Source organism: Streptomyces sp. NBC_01669, assembly GCF_026339735.1.
Taxonomy (GTDB): Bacteria; Actinomycetota; Actinomycetes; order Streptomycetales; family Streptomycetaceae; genus Streptomyces; species Streptomyces yanii.
In genome coordinates this window covers 6,634,271-6,651,054 of the sequence record NZ_JAPEQG010000001.1, presented here as the reverse complement: position 1 = coordinate 6,651,054, position 16,784 = coordinate 6,634,271, and the positions used below count along the sequence as shown (strand labels likewise).

Below are 16,784 nucleotides of genomic sequence, written 5' to 3'. Positions count from 1 at the left end.
CCCGGGCGAACATGGGTGAGGGGCGGCCGCATTTCTGCGGCCGCCCCTCACCCACGGTTTTCCGAAGCGTTACTGGCCCTGCTCGTCGCGGCGTCGCTGCCACCGCTGCTCGATCCGGTTCATCACCGTTCGGCGTTGCTTGGACTGTCGGCGCCCGCTCCCGCCGCCGGCTGCCTGTTGCTCGCCGGGCTTGGGCGCCTTGCGCCAACCAGTGACCGCAAGGACCGCGCAGCCCAGCATGACGAGGAATCCCACCACGCTGATCCAGATCTGCTGGGCGACCATTCCGGCCATGAGGAGCGCGATACCCACCAGGAAGCCTGCGACCGCCTGGTAGACCCGTCGTCGGGTGTACGTACGCAGCCCGCTTCCCTCGAGCGCTGTCGCGAACTTGGGATCTTCGGCGTACAGCGCTCGCTCCATCTGCTCGAGCATTCGCTGCTCGTGCTCCGAGAGCGGCACGGAGTCCTCCTCGTCGTCGGCCGCGGGGGGCGGCCGGTATGCGGCCCTTCCAGGATAGGCAGGGATTCGCCCCCGTGAAACCCGCCCTCATCGCCAATCAGCCAGTCCGGGCCGCCACGACGGCTCAGCTGCTGAGGCGTAGATTCCCCAACCTCCGATCCGTCATGCCGGATGGTCTCCCCCGATCATACGTGGCGCAGCCCCCGATCGGGCGTCCTGGGGCGTACTCCGTCTGCAGCTGCGTTGCTGATCAGCCGCGCTGCAGCCGCCCCTCAGGCGCCCTTGGTGCCCAGAACGTGCAGCTGGGTCGCGACCGACTGGAAGGCCGGCAGTTCCGCGACGGCGCTCTCCAGCTTGAGCAGTGCATCCATCGCACCGGATTCGGTGTCCACGAGGACGCCGGGTACGAGGTCGGCGAAGACCCGTACACCGTGGACCGCGCCGACCTCGACGCCCGCTGCGGAGACCAGTTCGGTGAGCTGCTCCGCGGTGTACCGCCGGGGCACCGGGTCGCCTTCGCCCCAGCGGCCCGCCGGGTCGGTGAGCGCCCGCCGGGCCTCGGTGAAGTGCCCGGCGAGCGCCCGGGCCAGGACGGCGCCGCCGAGTCCGGCGGCGAGCAGGCTGAGTTCGCCGGACGGGCGGAGTGCGTCGACCGCGTTCCGTACGCCCTCGGCGGGGTCGTCGACGTACTCCAGGACTCCGTGGCAGAGCACCGCGTCGTACCCACCGCGGTCGACCACCTCGAACAGACCGAGGATGTCGCCCTGGACGCCGCGGACACGGTCGGCGACCCCGGCCTCGGCGGCGCGGCGCTCCAGCGCGAAAAGCGCGTTGGGGCTGGGGTCGACGACGGTGACCTTGTGGCCGAGCCGGGCGACCGGCACCGCGAAGTTGCCGGTGCCGCCACCGGTGTCCAGGACGTCCAGGGCGTCCCGGCCGGTCGCCTTGACCTGGCGGCCGAGGGCGTCCTTCAGGACGTCCCAGACCACGGCGGTACGGAGGGAGGCGCGGGGGCGCAGCTGGTCCGACACGGCAGATGACTCCTCGGCACGGTGCCGCCGCTGACGGCGGAGCGTGAACAGTGCAGGTGATGCAGGTGCTGTCCACCCTATTGCCTCGGGCCACCGCCGCCGTCATCCCGCGTCGGGCCGCTCCTTCCGGGCCTGTGGGAGTGTCGGCTGGAGGACCAGCAGCCGCTCGACGAGGCGCAGGAACATGGCCGCGTCGCGCAGCAGGTCGTCGGCGTCACGACTGCTGGCCGCCCCCGGTATACCCGCTTCCGCGCGGGCCCGGCGGCGGGCCCCGGAGGCGAAGAGGGCGCTCCATTCGGTGAGTTCCGGGGCGATCTCCGGAAGGACTTCCCAGGCGCTGCGGATCCTTTCCCGCCTCCGCCTGGTGGTCTCGGGCCGTCCGCGTGCGGCGAGCACGGCGGCGGCGGTGCGCAGGGCCGCGAGGTGGGCGGTGGCATAGCGCTCGTTCGGCACGGTGAGCACGGCGGCCTCGTCGAGGCCGATGCGGGCCTGGGCGAGCAGGTCGAGGGCTGCGGGCGGCGCCGTGGCGCGGCGCAGCACGGGGTGGACGTCGTTCGCCGGACCGCTCGATGGAGAGGACGGGGCGGGGCCGGTCGGTGAGGGGGCAGGGCCGCCTGCGCGGCGCCGAGAGGCGGCTGCTGCGGACGAGTTGGCCATGACGAACCTCCTGTCGTCGTGTGACGGCTCCGTGGCCGTATGTATCCATCGTGGGGGACACCACTGACAATCGGCCCCGATCGGCCCCTGACCTGCACTTTTGCTTCGCTCGCGAGTTCGGGCTACCTTTTGAACTGACTGGTCAGTTCAAAAAGGGAGGATCTGTGGACAGCCCGCACGGGGCAGCTGTCACCGCCGAGGACTTCGGGCTCAAGGGACCACGTGGCTGGGCCTTCCGGAGCGTGCGGATCGATGCCGGGCCCGGCGCACTGGTCGCGATCGAGGGCCCGTCCGGCTCCGGCCGCACCTGTCTGCTGCTCGCCCTCACCGGCCGGATGCGTCCCTCCGAGGGCCGTGCGGAGATCGGCGGTCTGCGCCTGCCGCGCCAGATGGCCGCCGTACGCAGGATCAGCGCCCTCGGCCCGGTCCCCGGCGTCAGCGAGCTCGACCCGGCCCTCACCGTCTCCGAGCACCTGCGCGAGCGGGCCCTCCTGCAGCGCCGCTTCGACGGCTCGCTGCGTGCCCTGCTCCGCCCGCGCGCCGAGCGCGCCGGCACGGCCCGGGCCCGGATCGACGCCGCACTGGACGCCGCCGGACTCGACCCCACGACCCTGCCCAAGGCCGAGCGGACCTCCGTACGCGATCTGGAACGGCTGGAGGCGCTGCGGCTGTCCGTCGCCCTCGCGCTGATCGGCCGCCCACGGCTGCTCGCCGTGGACGACACCGATCTCAAGCTCTCCGACGCCGAGCGCGCCGAAGCCTGGGAGATGCTGCGCTCCGTCGCCGCCGGCGGGACGACCGTGATCGCCGTCTGCAGCCAGGCCCCCGAGGGCGCGATCACCGTGCGCACGGACGGCACCGGGGCCACGGACACCACCGACACCGCAGAGACCACCGACGCTCCTGTGGCGACGGCGACCGAGAAGGGGACGGCCGATGCGATCGCCGAGACTGGCCGCGCTTGAGCTGAAGCGTTTCGGCAGAGGGAAGCTGCCCCGCGCCGCACTCGTCGCGCTCCTGCTGCTGCCCCTGCTCTACGGCGCCCTGTACCTGTGGTCCTTCTGGGACCCGTACAGCCGCCTCGACAAGATCCCCGTCGCGCTGGTCAACGACGACAAGGGCGCCACCGCGGCCGGCAAGCGCGTCGAGGCGGGTGACGAGATCACCGCCAAGCTGCTCGACTCCAAGGTCTTCGAGTGGCACGAGGTGAGCTCCGCCGAGGCCGGCCGGGGCGTCGAGGACGGTACCTACTACCTCTCGCTGACCATGCCGTCGGATTTCAGCAAGCGGATCGCGTCCAGTTCGGGTGACTCCCCCGAGACCGGCGCTCTCCAGGTCCGGACGAACGACGCCAACAACTACATCGTCGGGCAGATCTCCCGGACGGTGTTCTCCGAGGTCCGCACCGCCGCCTCGACCAACGCCTCGCGCGGCTTCCTGGACCGGATCTTCATCTCCTTCTCCGACCTCCACGACGCGACGGCCGAGGCGGCCAAGGGCGCCGACGACCTCAAGGACGGGATCGTCAAGGCCAAGAAGGGCTCGAAGGACCTCGCGGACGGGCTGAAGGACGCCAAGGCGGGCAGCGGGCGCCTGGAGAGCGGGATCGTCAAGCTGGACAAGGGCGCTGGAGACCTCGAAACCGGCTCCCGGCAGGTCGCCGACGGCACCCAGCTCCTCGCCGACAAGGTCAACGGCGTGGCTGCCGACGTCCGCCCGTTCCTGAAGGACAACGGCAAGTCGATCGGTGACACCGCCCGGCTGGTCGCCGATTCCTCGCAGACCGTGCGGGACAACCTCGACGTGCTGGTGAAGGCGGCGCCCACCGCGGCGACCGCCGCCCACAACGCCTCCGACGATCTGGCCGATGTCTACCGCACCCGCTGCACGGAGCAGCCGCTCCCCGACCCCACCGTCTGTCCCCCGCTGAAGCGCGCCACGACCGCGGCCGCCGACGTCGCGAAGGTCGCCGACGACGTGAACGTCCTGGTGAAGGACCAGAACGGGGACCTGAAGAAGCTGCGCGGGCAGCTCACCACTCTGCAGAAGCAGGCCGACGCCCTCGCCGAGCGCTCCCCGCACCTGGACGAGGACCTGAAGTCCGCCGTCGCGAAGATCAACGCGCTCAACACCGGCGCCCACAAGGTCGCCAGGGGCGCGGACGAACTGCACACGGGTCTCGCCACGGCCAAGACCGGATCCGCCGATCTGAACACCGGCGTCGGCAGGCTGAAGACGGGCGCAACCGACCTGGACGGCGGGCTGATCCGGCTGAACGACGGTTCCGCCACGCTTGCCCAGGGGCTGAACGACGGCGTCGGCAAGATCCCGGACTACGACAAGCAGGACCGCGACCGGCGCACCGATGTCATGGCCGATCCGGTCAAGCTCGCCTCCCAGTCGCTGCACCGGGCCCCCAACTACGGCACCGGATTCGCTCCCTACTTCATCCCGCTCTCCCTCTGGGTCGGCGCGATGGTGGCGTACATGCTGATCCAGCCGCTCAACCGGCGGGCGCTCGCCGCGGGGGCCTCCGCCTGGCGCATTGCCTTCGCCGGGTGGCTGCCGGTGGCCGCGATCGGTCTGCTGCAGGTGGTCGCCCTGATGTCCGTACTGCACTGGGGGCTGGGGCTGCAGATGGCCCATGCCGCCGGGACGATCGGCTTCCTCGCCCTCGTGACCTGCTGCTTCGGTGCGATCGTGCAGTGGCTGAACGCCCGGTTCGGTGCGGCGGGACGGATCCTCGTGCTCGCGGTGCTGATGCTGCAGCTGACCTCGGCCGGGGGCACGTACCCCGTCCAGACCAGCCCCGGCTTCTTCGGTGCGATCCACCCGTACCTGCCGATGAGTTACATCGTCGAGAGCCTGCGCCGGCTGATCACGGGCGGCGGGCTGGGCCCGGTCTGGCAGGGCTGCGCGGTGCTGCTGGCGTTCACCGCGGGGGCACTGGCCCTGACCGCGGTGTCCGCCCGACGCAAGCAGGTGTGGACGCTGGACCGGCTGCATCCGGAGCTGAGCCTGTGAGCGCGCCCGGACCTGTGAGAATCGAGCGCATGGAAAGCAGTAGCACCACGCGCCGCCAGGCCACCCGGCAGAAGCTCTACGAGGCGGCCGTCACTCTCATCGCCGAGAAGGGTTTCTCGGCGACCACGGTCGACGAGATCGCCGAGCGCGCCGGGGTCGCCAAGGGCACGGTCTACTACAACTTCAAGAGCAAGACCGAACTCTTCGAGGAACTGCTGCGGCACGGCGTCGGGCTGCTGACCGCTTCGCTGCGGTCCGCGGCCGAGGAGACGGCCGAGCGCGGCGGTACCCGGGTCGAGGCCCTGGACGCGATGATCAGGGCCGGTCTGGCCTTCATCGACCGCTATCCGGCCTTCACCCAGCTGTACGTCGCCGAGCTGTGGCGCACCAACCGCGCCTGGCAGGCGACCCTCCTGGTGGTACGTCAGGAGGCCGTCGCCGTGGTCGAGGACGTGTTGCGCGGAGGCGTCGGCAACGGTGAGCTCAGCGAGGAGATCGACATCCCGCTGACGGCGGCGGCACTGGTCGGCATGGTCCTGGTGGCGGCCCTGGACTGGAAGGCGTTCCAGCCGGAGCGGTCCATGGACGATGTGCACTCGGCGCTGTCCCTGCTGCTGCACGGCCGGGTCAGCGGGCACTGACACACCCGCCCCCCGGGGCGACGTCCGCACACGCGGAAGCGCCGGTCCTGCGAGGCTCGATCCCCCCGAGCCTCGCCCGACCGGCGCTTCCTGCACTGCCGGAAAGCCTTCCCCCGTGGTCCGCGGCCCTCCGTTGCGCACCCCCGTGCGCCCCCGTTCCGGAAGGAGTGCGGCACCCGTTCCGCCGCCCCGTGTCGGCGGTACCGGCGCTGCGCCCCTTCCGTGCCCTCCACTCTTCCGTCTGCGCAGGCGGGAGCCCATCCGCGTACCTACTCATCTCGCCGACTAGGTACGGATACTCAGAGCTGCGCACCGGACCCCACCCGGAGCGGCACGCTCCTGGTTACGATCGCGTCCGTGTCCGTACTCCCCCTGGTGTTCACAAGTGGCTGGGCGAGCGGGATCAACGCCTACGCGGTGGTCCTGTTGCTCGGCATCTTCGGCGCGACCGGAATCAGCGACGAGGTGCCCGCGTCGCTGCAGCGCACCGATGTGCTCGTGGTGGCCGCCGTTCTCTTCCTGTGCGAGACGGTCGCGGACAAGATCCCGTACGTGGACTCGGTCTGGGACTCGGTACACACCGTCATCAGGCCGGTCGCCGGGGCTGTCGTGGCGGCGCTGCTGGCCGGAGAGAGCGGTTCGCTGCCGGAGCTCGCGGCCGGGGCCGTCGGCGGTTCCACGGCGCTGATGAGCCATCTGGTAAAGGCGGGTACCAGGATGGCGGTGAACACCTCCCCCGAGCCGTTCAGCAATATCGCGGTGAGCACGGCCGAGGACCTCGGCGTCGCCGGGATCATCACGTTCGCGATATTCCATCCGCTGGCGGCGGCGGTCATCGCCGCGACCCTGCTCTTCCTCGGCCTGGTGATACTGATCTTCCTGGCCTCCCGCATCCGCCGGTTCCTGCGCCGCAGAGCGCAGCGGCGGGAGGAGAAACACCTGGCCGGAACGGGTTCGGGGCCTTCGGCGCCTCGTTCGCACCGGCCTTCCGGCTGAGCTGTCGGTGCCGGCCGCTAAGGTCACTGACATGGCACGTATTGCGGTGATCGGCGCCGGGATGGGCGCGATGGCAGCGGCCGCCCGGCTGGCCGTGGCAGGCCACCGGGTGACGGTGTACGAGCGGTCGGAGACCTTCGGCGGTTCGGTCGGCCGGTATGCCCGCGACGGCTTCGCGTTCGACACCGGCCCCTCGCTGCTGCATCTGCCCGCCGTCTACCGCGACCTGTTCGTGAAGACCGGCAAGGAGCCGCTGGAGCGGTGCGTCACGATGACGCAGGTCGACCCGGCGAGCCGCCATCTCTTCGCCGACGGCACGGCGGTCTCGCTGCCGAACGCCTCGCGCGCCGGGGTGGTCGCCGCCCTGGACAGTGCGCTGGGGGCCGGTGCGGGCGGCAGCTGGGGCGGGTTCCTGGACCGGGCCCGCGATGCCTGGGACCGGTCCCGGCGGCCACTGCTCGAGGAGCCGTTGCGCGCCGACTGGGAGGTGCTGGGCCGCGATCCGTACCCGGCACTCCGGCAGCGCCGGCTGCTGCGCTCAGCACGCCTGGCGGGCACGGTCGCGGAGGTCGGCGCCTGGGAGCTGACGGACCCCCGGCTGGCCGCTCTCCTCGACGGATACGCGCTGTCGTACGGCCTCGATCCGCTGGGCGCACCGGCGAGCGCGGCCCTTCTGCCGTACATGGAGGAGACGTTCGGCAGCTGGTACGTGGCGGGCGGAATCCGGGCGCTGGCGCAGGCGGTGTACGAGCGGTGCCTGGCCCGGAAGGTGGAGTTCGTCTTCGGCGCCGAAGTGGCCCGGGTCGTGGAGAAGGACGGCCGGGCAGCGGGCGTCGAGCTCGCCGCGGGCACGGTCGCGGAGGCCGACCACGTGGTGCTGGGGGCCTGGCCGCACCCGGATCTGGTGCCTGGTCAGGGGCTCTGGCAGAGCGGTGATGTGACGGCTCAGCCGCGACCGGGCGGCGGGACGCCGGTGCCGGGCCGGTTCCAGGTCCTGCTGTCGCTGCGCGGCGCCCGGCCCGCGGACGCGGTGCACCGGACGGTGGTGCACGGCGCGAACGGCGCGGCGGAGCGCGAGGCGGTGTTCGGCGGCCGGCTCGCCGCAGGTCCCACGGTGACGGTGATCCGCCCCGACGACCCCACAACCCGCCCCGACGACGCCCACGAGGCCGTGACGCTCACGGCGACGGTCGCCCCGCACGGCGCGGTGGACTGGACGGATGGTGCGCTGCGCGAGCGGTACGCAGCCACGCTGATCGAGGCGGCCGGCGCGGCCGTTCCCGGGATACGGGAGCGGGTGCTCCACGCCGAGGTGCGGACGCCCGCCGAGAGCGCGGCCGATACCGGCGCCGAGGGCGGCTCGGTGCCCGCGCCCGCCCTCGCCGGGGCCGGGGGCGCGTATCTGCATCCGGGCAACCGCACCCGGCTGCCCGGGCTCTACCTCGCGGGCGGCTGGTCGCACCCGGGCGGCGGGCTCGCGCACGCCGGGATGTCGGGGGCGCTCGTCGCCGGGCTCATCGTGGAGGGGGACGGCTTCCGCGGCTCCCAGTGAGGGGCCCGGTGCCCCTGAGGGGGCGGGTGCCGGACACGTCCGGCCGCCGCCCCGTCTTCCGGCAGCCGACGAGCTCGGCCTTCGCCCGACGGCGCGGCCTGTCCCGTCAGTAGCGGTACTGGTCGTTGTAGCCGGTGTCGTAACCGTTCGGGAACGGCGCGGGCTGTGCGGGCTGCTCCGGCGGCAGCGGCGGGTACTGCTCGCCCTCGCGCTGCTGCGGCACCCAGACGCCGCCCGGCGGCGTCTCGGAGGCGTACTGCTGGGCGTAGGGGTCTGCCGTGAACTGCTGCTGACCGCCGTAGCTGTCATGGCTCGCGTACGGGTCCTGCGCCCCGTACTGCGGGGAGCCGGTGGTGGTGCCGATGTACGGGTCGGAGTACGCGGCGTACTGCTGCCGGTCCGTGCCGTAGTCGTACTGCCCGGCGTAGGAGTCCTGGCTCGCGTACGTGCCCTGCCCGCCGTAGCTGTCCTGGCCGGCGTACGAGTCCGGGGCGGGCGCGGTGTACGTGGAGTAGTCCGGGTACGGCTCGTAGGAGGCGTACTGGGGCTGCGCCTGCTGGGACTGGTGCGCGGGCTGGGGGTCGGTGTAGATGCCGTACTGCCCGGTGTCGTCGGGCAGCGGCTCCGGCTCGTAGACCGCGGCCGCGCTCGCGGGAGCGGGGTTCTTCGCCTCGTCCTGGCCCGAGTGGTCGTACTCCATCTCCAGGTCCGACACCTCCAGCGTGGGCTCCCGGTGGGTGTCCCGGGCGCCCCCCGCCCGGCGGCGACGGCTCTCGCCCGGGCTGCCCCCTATGGCCCAGCCGGTCGAGAAGCCGCGCCGGAACGAGAGCGTGACGTACGTCTGGCCGGTGGCGAACGCGATCGCGCCGACGGCGATGACGAACACGGACGGCATCAGCACGCCGACGACCACACAGGCGAAGCCGGCGAAGGCGAGCAGGCGCCAGCGAAGGCGCGCCTTGTACTGCAGCAGCACTTCGCCGAGCAGCCACAACGCCACGATGCCGAACGCGATATAGAGGACCGTCCAGCCCATGCCCGCCCCCTTCTACGGCCACCGCCCCGGATCGTGGCGGGTACGGCCGGTCACGACTGCTTGTGCAGTCCGAGATTCTCGTAGATTTCGAGCGTCGCCGTCGAGTTGTTGAGCGTGATGAAGTGCAGTCCGGGCACGCCCTCGGACCGCAGCCTCGCGCAGAACTCCGTCGCGAACTCAATCCCAATGGAGCGTACAGCGGCGGGATCGTCCTTGACGGCGAGGATGCGTTCTTTCAGCGACGACGGCAGCGACGCGTTGCTGAGCTGCGGAAACCGCTCCAACTGCTTGACGCTGGTGAGCGGCATGACCTCGGGGATGATCGGCGTGTCGCAACCCGCAGCAACCACTCGGTCACGCATACGCAAATAGTCCTCCGGATTGAAGAACATCTGCGTGATCGCATAGTCGGCGCCGGCGCGGCACTTGTCCACGAAATGCTGGATGTCCGCGTCCCAGTCGGTCGAGCGCGGGTGCATCTCGGGAAATGCGGCGACGCCGACACAGAAATCGCCGGATTCCTTGATGAGCCGGACGAGATCGGCCGCGTACGGCACACCCTGCGGGTGCTCGACCCACTCGCCCATCGGGTCGCCCGGCGGGTCGCCGCGCACGGCGAGGATGTTCCTGATTCCGGCGTCCGCGTACTGCCCGATCATGTTGCGGAGTTCGGCGACGGAGTGGTTGACGGCGGTCAGATGGGCGACCGGGGTGAGCGTGGAATCGGCAGCGATCTGCTGGGTGGCCCGCACCGTTCCGGCCCGGGTGGAGCCGCCGGCGCCGTATGTCACGGAGACGAAGCTCGGCCTCACCGCCTCGACACGGCGCAGCGCATTCCAGAGATTCCGCTCGCCCTTCTCGGTTTTGGGCGCCCAGAACTCGAACGAATACGACGTCTTGCCGGTCGCGAGAAGATCACGCACGGTGCGTGCGTGATCTGTTCTGGTAGAAGGAGTGCCAAGGGCCATACTGAAGGTTAACCAGGGCTCGACGGTGCCCCAACCAGACCAGCGGCAATTGCCCGAATTGACTGGTGGTTTGTCCACCCCTCGGACACCCTTCGCGCAGTCCCCGGGCGGACCCGGTCGCTCATGGATGCCCCGCGACTTCCCGACGTGCTTGTCAGACGTCGGCGCGTGCCCTGATCCGCTTCGCGAGCCCGGCGGCGGCCGCAGCCGGATCGTCGGCCTCGGTAATGGCCCGTACGACCACGACCCTGCGCGCCCCCGCGTCCAGCACCTCGTCGAGATTGTCCGCGTCGATCCCGCCGATGGCGAACCACGGGCGCGTCCGGCCGAGCGAGGCGGCGTACCGCACGAGGTCGAGACCCGGGGCGTGCCGACCGGGCTTGGTCGGGGTGGGCCAGCAGGGTCCGGTGCAGAAGTAGTCCACGCCGGGCTCGGCGACGGCCGCGTCGACCTCGGACTCGGCGTGTGTGGAGCGGCCGATGACCACGTCCTCGCCGATGATGGCCCGGGCGGCGGACACGGGCAGGTCCCCCTGGCCGAGGTGGAGCACATCGGAGCCGATGGCATGAGCGACATCGGCCCGGTCGTTCACCGCGAGGAGCGTGCCGTGGCGCCTGCAGGCGTCGGCGAAGACAGCGAGGTGCTCGAGCTCCTCGGCCGCTTCCATGCCCTTGTCGCGCAGCTGGACGATGTCGACGCCGGAGGAGAGTACGGCGTCGAGGAACTCGGGGAGGTCACCCTCGCGCCTGCGGGCGTCCGTGCACAGATAGAGCCGGGCGTCGGACAGCAGCGCGCGAGGCGTGGGCATGGTGCGGTTCCCCCTTGGGACGGAGCGGTACGACCGGTGATGCGGAGCGGTACGACGGGGCGGCCATGCGGCGGTGCGGGCCGTGCAGAGGCGCACGGCCCGCACCCCACGTACGGTCGTCCCGGTCAGACGGCGAGCGCCTGGGCGCGGCGCTTCACCTCCGTGCCGCGATTCTCGCTCAGCGCCTGTGCGGGGGTACCCGGCAGGGTCGGGTCAGGGGTGAAGAGCCATTCCAGCACCTCTTCGTCGGAGAAGCCGTCGTCCCTCAGGAGCGTCAGGGTGCCGGAGAGGCCCTTGACCACCTTGTTGCCGTCGATGAAGGCAGCAGGCACCTGGAGCGCCCGGTTCTCACCACGTCGTACGGCGATGAGCTGGCCTTCCTTGACCAGCTGCCGCACGCGCGTCACCTCGACATCGAACATTTCTGCGATGTCGGGGAGGTGGAGCCAGGCAGGGACGAGAGCATCGATCTTTGCGTCAATCTCGGTCACAGGACAAGCCTGCCATCCCGCACTGACAGCCGATACCCGGACTCATCCCTTCAGGGCCTCGCGAACCACGTCCGCGACGCGGCAACGGGACTGCTGGTCGCTGGTGATCCAGCCATGGGCGGACTCCAGGACACGCGAGTAGCAGGCTCCGGTGTCGGTGGTGCCCCGGTACTTCTCGGCCGAGGCTCCGTCCGCGGCGGTGACCACGCCGCCCGTGCGGGCGAGGTTGCCGGTCGAGTCCACGGTGTCGTCCGTGACGGCGTCCGTGCGCCACACGCTCGCGGAGCCCGTCCGGGAGGTGTCGATCAGCACACGGCGCTGGGTGACGGCGGCCCTCAGGTCGTAGTTGTTGTAGTCGCCGTAGACCGGGATGTCCATGTCGACGTCGATGGGGTAGGACCAGGCGTGCCGCTGCGCGCTGGTACGCCCGCCCGTCGTGGTCGTCACCGTGGTGGCGCCGTGGTCGCGCTGGTGCATCGTCTGCTGCTGCCCGGTCCTGGAGACCGTGTCCGTGTTGGTGTACGCGAATTCCTGCTCGACGGTGGTGGTGACCCGGCCCTTCGAGGTCTGGACGTAGCCCGAGATCTTCCAGGAGCGGCCGGTCGACACGGAGACGTCCGTGGAGCCGTTCTTGCCCGGGGTCTGGACGGTCTTCACGACCGGGGTGTGGCTGAGCGTGTTGGTGGTCACCTTGCCGCTCGTGCGGGACGCGTGCGCGTCCGTGTCGAGGAAGAGCGAACCGTCGACGTTCCAGCCGTCGGCCGCGCCGTACGGGGTGATGCTGATGGCGTGCGGCTTGCCGTCGGCCAGCAGGCCCGCGAAGGGGGTGAGATCGATGTCGTACGCCTCGGTCTTGAACTGGTCAATGGCCGGGATCGGGCGCCACAGGGTCGGCACGATGCCACCGGAGTACACCACGGGGTACGGCTGGGCGAGACCGGCGGGCTGTCCGTCCACCGCGACCTGCACCTCACGGTAGGGGCCGCCGCCGCAGAGGTAGTCCGGAGCGGTTTCCGCCAGGTCGCTGGGGACCGCGTCGAACCACTGCTCGTCGCAGCCGCCCCCGCGTGCGTAAACCTCCAGGCGCGCGCGGGTCAGATTGCGCGGGAAGGTGACCTCGGTGCGGGTGGAGCCGCCCTTGCCGATGTCCATCCAGGGGGCGCCGACAGAGCCGGTGTTACCGAGCGGGACGATGCGGTCGGCCGTGGTGGCGGCCGGGTGACGCTTGTCGGCCTGGTAGTACGTGACCGTCAGCTTGATCTTGTACACGCCGGTGTACGTGTCGTTGACAACGTTGCCGAGCTCCAGCTGGAGCTTCTGCGGGTCCTTGAGGAGCGGCGCGAAGTCGGTGATGTCCTTGGCGACGTGCCAGCTGATGCCGTCTTCGTCGGGCTCGGCGGTGCTGGTGCGGAAGACCTCCGCGCCACCGATGAAGACCGCGGCGAGGCGGTCGTACTGACGCCCCTTCACGCTGCCCGACCAGTCGAGGACGACCTTGTTCCACGGACCCTTGCACTTCTCGGGCGGGGTGAGCGTGGTGGTGTACGGCGGTCCGCCGAGGGTGTAGCCGAAGTCGTGGTCGACGGCCGTCACCGAGCACTGCTTGGTGTCCGGGCGGGAGACCGGCGGCAGCGCGTCGATCGGGTCCTGGTAGTCGACTGCCGGGTTGGAACCGGGCTGGGGAGCGGTGCCCGCGTACGCCGGGGCGGCGAGTGCGCCTCCGACGAGCGCGATCGACGCCGAGGCCATGGAGATTCCCCGCAGCGCGCGGGCCCATCTGTGTCGAAACATGCGCATCCTTCGAAGAGATATGAAATGAGCACTCCAAAAGAGGCACGGTGCACTAACTTCTGCCTCCCCTCAAGGGGTCGTCCACATAGCGGACGTCAACATCCGTTGCCCGTACGCCTACTGACAAGTCGCCGATTTCAGCGGTACGGACGGGTCACCGGCCCGCTCCGGATCGAGCCGCGCCCCCGCCTCGATGAGCTTGCGCCCCTGGGCCAGGTCGCGCGGCCGGCCGACGGCGAGGACGGCGACCAGCGCGCCCTCCCGCAGCCAGAGCACCGACCAGGCGGGACCGTCCGGGTCGCCGCGCCACAGCAGCGTGTCGGCGCCCCCGTGATGGCCCGCGTACTGCACGAACCGGTCGAACTGCTCGGACCAGAAGTACGGCACGGGGTCGTACGTGAGGGGCTGCGGCGCCCCGCCGGATCCGGCGCCGATGATGTTGGCGGCGGCGGTCCGCGGCCCCTGGAGGGCGTTGTCCCAATGGTGGACGAGGAGGCGCGTGCCGTACCGCGCGGAGGGGAAGGAGGCGCAGTCCCCGACGGCGTACACATCGGGCAGCGAGGTGCGCAGCGCTTCGTCGGCGGTCACCGATCCGTCCGGGCCGAGCGCGATGCCGGAGCCGGCCAGCCAGGCGGTGGCGGGCCGGGCACCGATCCCGACGACCACCGCTCCGGCCGCGAGTGCGCGGCCGTCGGCGAGGACCACGCGCCCTGGCTCGATGCGGGCCACCGGGGCACCGGTGAGGAGTTCTGCGCCGCTCTCCCCGTACCAGCGGGCCATCGGGGCGGCGACCTCGGCGGGCAGGACGCCCGCGAGCGGCCGGTCGGCGGCCTCGACGACGGTGACCTCGCAGCCCGCGGCGCGGGCCGCGGTGGCGAACTCCGCGCCGATCCATCCGGCGCCGACGACCACGACGGTGTGCTGCTCCCCGAGGACCGGCCGCAGCCGTGCGGCATCGTCGAGGGTGCGCAGCAGATGGACGCCGCGCACACCCTCCGAGCCCGGGAGCTCGACCGGTTCGGCGCCCGTGGCGATGACCAGGACGTCGTACGGGACGGGGCCTGTCGGGGTGTCCAGTTCGTGCGCCGCGGACCGCACGCCGGTCACGTCGCGGCCCAGTTGCAGCTCGATGTCGAGCGCCTCGAAGTCGATATCGAAGGCGGAGTCCTCGGCCTTGCCGAGCAGCACCGCCTTGGACAGCGGCGGCCGGTCGTAGGGCTGGTGGGGTTCGGCTCCGATCAGGGTGACCGGGCCGGTGAAGCCCTGTTCCCGCAGGGCCACCGCGGTCTGCACACCGGCCATGCCCGCACCGACGATGACGATGCGGCGCTCGGTCCGCCGGTCCGGCTGCTCAGTCTGCTGCTCGCTCACCTGTCCACCTTAAGCACCTGACGATCCGTCAGCCATACAGTTCCTCGACCACACTCGTCCCGCTGCCCTCCTGCGACTCCCACTCCCACCGCTCGTCCAGCCGCACCCGGCCGTCCGCGAGGTCGACGACGGTGGAGAGGCAGTGTCCGGAGGATGTCGTTCCGTCCTGCTTCAACTGGACGTACCGGAAGTCGAGTCGATCGGCGGTCCTGGTGCCGACGAGATGGCCCCGGACCACGTCGCCGCCCGCGTACTCGGCCCAGATCCGGCCGTCCTCCTCGTGGTACGTGAAGCGGGTACGGGTGCCGACCTGGCCCGGCGCCTGGTCGGCGACCGGCGACAGGACGAGTCCGTCGAGCGAACGGGCCACGGTGACTGCTCCCTTACAGGTTCCGGGGGACGGGGTCTAGGGTGGCCACCGTAAGACACTCGCGGGAGCCCGGACGCACCGGGCTGAGAGGGAGGCTGGGCGGCCTCCGACCGTACGAACCTGATCCGGGTCATGCCGGCGAAGGGAGGGGCTGGACGCCCATGCGTTCTTCCGGGAACACATCCGTATCCGCACAAGGATCCGACGTCCTCGTCATCGGGGGCGGGATCATCGGTCTGGTGACCGCCTGGCGGGCTGCGCAGCGCGGTCTGCGCACCGCGGTCGTCGACCCCGAACCGGGCGGCGGGGCCGCCCAGGTCGCGGCCGGGATGCTCGCCGCCGTCACCGAACTCCACTACGGCGAGCAGATGCTGCTCGGCCTCAATGTCGCGTCCGCCGCGCGCTACCCGGCCTTCGCGGCCGAACTGGAGGCGGCGAGCGGCCAGGACATCGGCTTCCGCGCCTGTGGCACCCTGGCGGTCGCCCTGGACTCCGACGACCGCGCCCATCTGCGGGAGCTGCACGCGCTGCAGCAGCGTTCGGGGCTGGAGTCGGAGTGGCTCACCGGCCGTGAGTGCCGCCGGCTGGAGCCCATGCTGGCGCCGGGCGTGCGCGGCGGCCTGCGGGTCGACGGCGACCACCAGGTCGATCCCCGCCGGCTGGCCGCCGCTCTGCTGACGGCCTGCGAGCGGGCCGGGGTGGTCTTCCACCGCGACCGGGTGGAACGCCTCGGCGTGGCACGGGACCGGGCCGCCGGAGCCGTACTCGCGGCCGGTACGGAGCTGGCCGCCGACCAGGTCGTACTCGCCGCGGGCAGCCGCAGCGGGCGGCTCGCCGGCCTGCCGGACGAGGTCGTTCCCCCGGTGCGGCCCGTGAAGGGACAGGTGCTCCGGCTGACGGTACCCGCCGCGTACGCACCGTTCCTCACCCGCACCGTGCGGGCCGTGGTCCGGGGCAGCCATGTCTATCTCGTCCCGCGCGAGAACGGCGAGCTCGTCGTCGGCGCGACCAGCGAGGAGATGGGCTGGGACACCACCGTCACGGCGGGCGGTGTGTACGAGCTGCTGCGCGACGCCCACGAGCTGGTGCCCGGCATCACCGAACTGCCGCTCACCGAGACCCGGGCCGGACTTCGCCCCGCCTCCCCCGACAACGCCCCGCTGCTCGGCCCCACCGCCCTGCCCGGCCTCCACCTCGCCACCGGCCACCACCGCAACGGCGTCCTGCTCACCCCCGTCACCGGTGACGCCATGGCCGAGCTGCTGACCACCGGCGAGCTGCCGGCGGTGGCCCGCCCCTTCGCCCCCGGACGGTTCGCACCCTCCCCCGTACCGCCCTCCGCCTCCGTACGTCAGGAGCAGCCCGCATGACCGACTCCCTTCCGCTCACCGTCTCCGTGAACGGCGATCCCCGTTCGATCGCCGCGGGGACCACCCTGGAGACCCTTGTCGCGACTCTGACGGCGGCGACCTCCGGGGTGGCCGCGGCGCTCAACGAGACCGTCGTCCCGCGCAGCCGCTGGGCGGCCGCCGCCCTCGCCGACGGCGACCGGATCGAAGTCCTCACCGCGGTCCAGGGAGGCTGAC

Annotated in this window: 17 protein-coding genes and 1 riboswitch; of the genes, 7 read left to right on the top strand and 10 right to left on the bottom strand. The window is 71.4% G+C overall.

Going from position 1 to position 16,784, the window contains the following annotated elements; translation table 11 throughout:
• Positions 1-69 precede the first annotated feature (69 nt).
• From OG972_RS29775 to OG972_RS29765, 3 genes are all read right to left on the bottom strand, one after another.
• Entirely contained in the window at positions 70-462 is a 393-nt protein-coding gene (locus OG972_RS29775; protein ID WP_266986634.1) for a DUF3040 domain-containing protein, read from the bottom strand.
• 272 nt (positions 463-734) lie between these two features.
• On the bottom strand, positions 735-1,493 hold the full coding sequence (locus OG972_RS29770; protein WP_266986632.1) for a bifunctional 2-polyprenyl-6-hydroxyphenol methylase/3-demethylubiquinol 3-O-methyltransferase UbiG: 759 nt from the start codon (positions 1,491-1,493) through the stop codon (positions 735-737).
• Between the two features lie 102 nt (positions 1,494-1,595).
• Entirely contained in the window at positions 1,596-2,150 is a 555-nt protein-coding gene (locus OG972_RS29765) for an SAV_6107 family HEPN domain-containing protein (protein WP_266986630.1), read from the bottom strand.
• Positions 2,151-2,314: 164 nt separating this feature from the next.
• On the opposite strand from OG972_RS29765, the gene OG972_RS29760 reads away from it, so the two are divergent.
• From OG972_RS29760 to OG972_RS29740, 5 genes are all read left to right on the top strand, one after another.
• Positions 2,315-3,115 carry an ATP-binding cassette domain-containing protein gene (locus OG972_RS29760; RefSeq protein ID WP_266986628.1) on the top strand — a complete coding sequence of 267 codons (801 nt, stop codon included), beginning with the start codon at positions 2,315-2,317 and terminating at the stop codon, positions 3,113-3,115.
• The gene (locus OG972_RS29755; RefSeq protein ID WP_266986626.1) at positions 3,087-5,174 is read left to right on the top strand and encodes a YhgE/Pip domain-containing protein; all 2,088 of its coding nucleotides are present in this window, start codon (positions 3,087-3,089) and stop codon (positions 5,172-5,174) included. The genes OG972_RS29760 and OG972_RS29755 overlap by 29 nt, the downstream gene beginning before the upstream one ends.
• A 29-nt stretch (positions 5,175-5,203) precedes the next feature.
• Positions 5,204-5,815: a TetR/AcrR family transcriptional regulator gene (locus OG972_RS29750; protein ID WP_266986624.1), complete on the top strand. Its 612-nt coding sequence runs from the start codon at positions 5,204-5,206 to the stop codon at positions 5,813-5,815.
• A 357-nt stretch (positions 5,816-6,172) separates the two neighbouring features.
• The gene (locus tag OG972_RS29745) at positions 6,173-6,811 is read left to right on the top strand and encodes a DUF4126 domain-containing protein (RefSeq protein WP_266986622.1); all 639 of its coding nucleotides are present in this window, start codon (positions 6,173-6,175) and stop codon (positions 6,809-6,811) included.
• 31 nt (positions 6,812-6,842) lie between these two features.
• Positions 6,843-8,363, top strand: a complete 1,521-nt coding sequence (locus OG972_RS29740) for an NAD(P)/FAD-dependent oxidoreductase (RefSeq protein ID WP_266986620.1) — start codon at positions 6,843-6,845, stop codon at positions 8,361-8,363.
• Between the two features lie 106 nt (positions 8,364-8,469).
• Here the strand turns inward: OG972_RS29740 and OG972_RS29735 are convergent, their stop codons facing one another.
• The 7 genes from OG972_RS29735 to OG972_RS29705 all read right to left on the bottom strand — a co-directional run bounded on the left by OG972_RS29735 (position 8,470) and on the right by OG972_RS29705 (position 15,198).
• Positions 8,470-9,399, bottom strand: coding sequence for a hypothetical protein (locus OG972_RS29735; protein ID WP_266986618.1), 930 nt, complete (start codon positions 9,397-9,399; stop codon positions 8,470-8,472).
• Positions 9,400-9,449: 50 nt separating this feature from the next.
• Positions 9,450-10,367 carry a methylenetetrahydrofolate reductase [NAD(P)H] gene (metF, locus tag OG972_RS29730; RefSeq protein WP_266990784.1) on the bottom strand — a complete coding sequence of 306 codons (918 nt, stop codon included), beginning with the start codon at positions 10,365-10,367 and terminating at the stop codon, positions 9,450-9,452.
• 154 nt (positions 10,368-10,521) lie between these two features.
• Positions 10,522-11,175, bottom strand: coding sequence for a thiamine phosphate synthase (gene thiE / locus OG972_RS29725; protein ID WP_266986616.1), 654 nt, complete (start codon positions 11,173-11,175; stop codon positions 10,522-10,524).
• A gap of 125 nt (positions 11,176-11,300) precedes the next feature.
• The gene (locus tag OG972_RS29720) at positions 11,301-11,666 is read right to left on the bottom strand and encodes an Rv2175c family DNA-binding protein (protein ID WP_266986614.1); all 366 of its coding nucleotides are present in this window, start codon (positions 11,664-11,666) and stop codon (positions 11,301-11,303) included.
• A gap of 42 nt (positions 11,667-11,708) precedes the next feature.
• A complete protein-coding gene (locus OG972_RS29715; RefSeq protein WP_266986612.1) occupies positions 11,709-13,457 on the bottom strand; it encodes a peptide-N4-asparagine amidase in 1,749 nt (582 codons plus the stop codon).
• A gap of 117 nt (positions 13,458-13,574) precedes the next feature.
• Positions 13,575-14,828 carry an NAD(P)/FAD-dependent oxidoreductase gene (locus OG972_RS29710; RefSeq protein ID WP_266986610.1) on the bottom strand — a complete coding sequence of 418 codons (1,254 nt, stop codon included), beginning with the start codon at positions 14,826-14,828 and terminating at the stop codon, positions 13,575-13,577.
• Between the two features lie 28 nt (positions 14,829-14,856).
• A complete protein-coding gene (locus OG972_RS29705) occupies positions 14,857-15,198 on the bottom strand; it encodes a hypothetical protein (RefSeq protein WP_266986608.1) in 342 nt (113 codons plus the stop codon).
• A 51-nt stretch (positions 15,199-15,249) separates the two neighbouring features.
• A riboswitch (TPP riboswitch) is annotated at positions 15,250-15,362 on the top strand.
• On the opposite strand from OG972_RS29705, the gene thiO reads away from it, so the two are divergent.
• Positions 15,360-16,568 carry a glycine oxidase ThiO gene (thiO, locus tag OG972_RS29700; protein WP_266986606.1) on the top strand — a complete coding sequence of 403 codons (1,209 nt, stop codon included), beginning with the start codon at positions 15,360-15,362 and terminating at the stop codon, positions 16,566-16,568. Its footprint overlaps the riboswitch before it by 3 nt.
• Entirely contained in the window at positions 16,565-16,783 is a 219-nt protein-coding gene (gene thiS / locus OG972_RS29695; RefSeq protein ID WP_266986604.1) for a sulfur carrier protein ThiS, read from the top strand. The genes thiO and thiS overlap by 4 nt, the downstream gene beginning before the upstream one ends.
• The last annotated feature ends 1 nt before the right edge of the window (position 16,784 follow it).

Excerpts from the sequence above, each read along its gene's own strand:
- OG972_RS29765 (WP_266986630.1), bottom strand. The coding sequence starts at position 2,150 with ATGGCCAACTCGTCCGCAGCAGCCGCCTCTCGGCGCCGCGCAGGCGGC.
- OG972_RS29755 (WP_266986626.1), top strand. The coding sequence starts at position 3,087 with ATGCGATCGCCGAGACTGGCCGCGCTTGAGCTGAAGCGTTTCGGCAGA.
- OG972_RS29750 (WP_266986624.1), top strand. The coding sequence starts at position 5,204 with ATGGAAAGCAGTAGCACCACGCGCCGCCAGGCCACCCGGCAGAAGCTC.
- OG972_RS29740 (WP_266986620.1), top strand. The coding sequence starts at position 6,843 with ATGGCACGTATTGCGGTGATCGGCGCCGGGATGGGCGCGATGGCAGCG.
- OG972_RS29735 (WP_266986618.1), bottom strand. The coding sequence starts at position 9,399 with ATGGGCTGGACGGTCCTCTATATCGCGTTCGGCATCGTGGCGTTGTGG.
- metF (WP_266990784.1), bottom strand. The coding sequence starts at position 10,367 with ATGGCCCTTGGCACTCCTTCTACCAGAACAGATCACGCACGCACCGTG.
- thiE (WP_266986616.1), bottom strand. The coding sequence starts at position 11,175 with ATGCCCACGCCTCGCGCGCTGCTGTCCGACGCCCGGCTCTATCTGTGC.
- OG972_RS29715 (WP_266986612.1), bottom strand. The coding sequence starts at position 13,457 with ATGTTTCGACACAGATGGGCCCGCGCGCTGCGGGGAATCTCCATGGCC.
- thiO (WP_266986606.1), top strand. The coding sequence starts at position 15,360 with ATGCGTTCTTCCGGGAACACATCCGTATCCGCACAAGGATCCGACGTC.
- thiS (WP_266986604.1), top strand. The coding sequence starts at position 16,565 with ATGACCGACTCCCTTCCGCTCACCGTCTCCGTGAACGGCGATCCCCGT.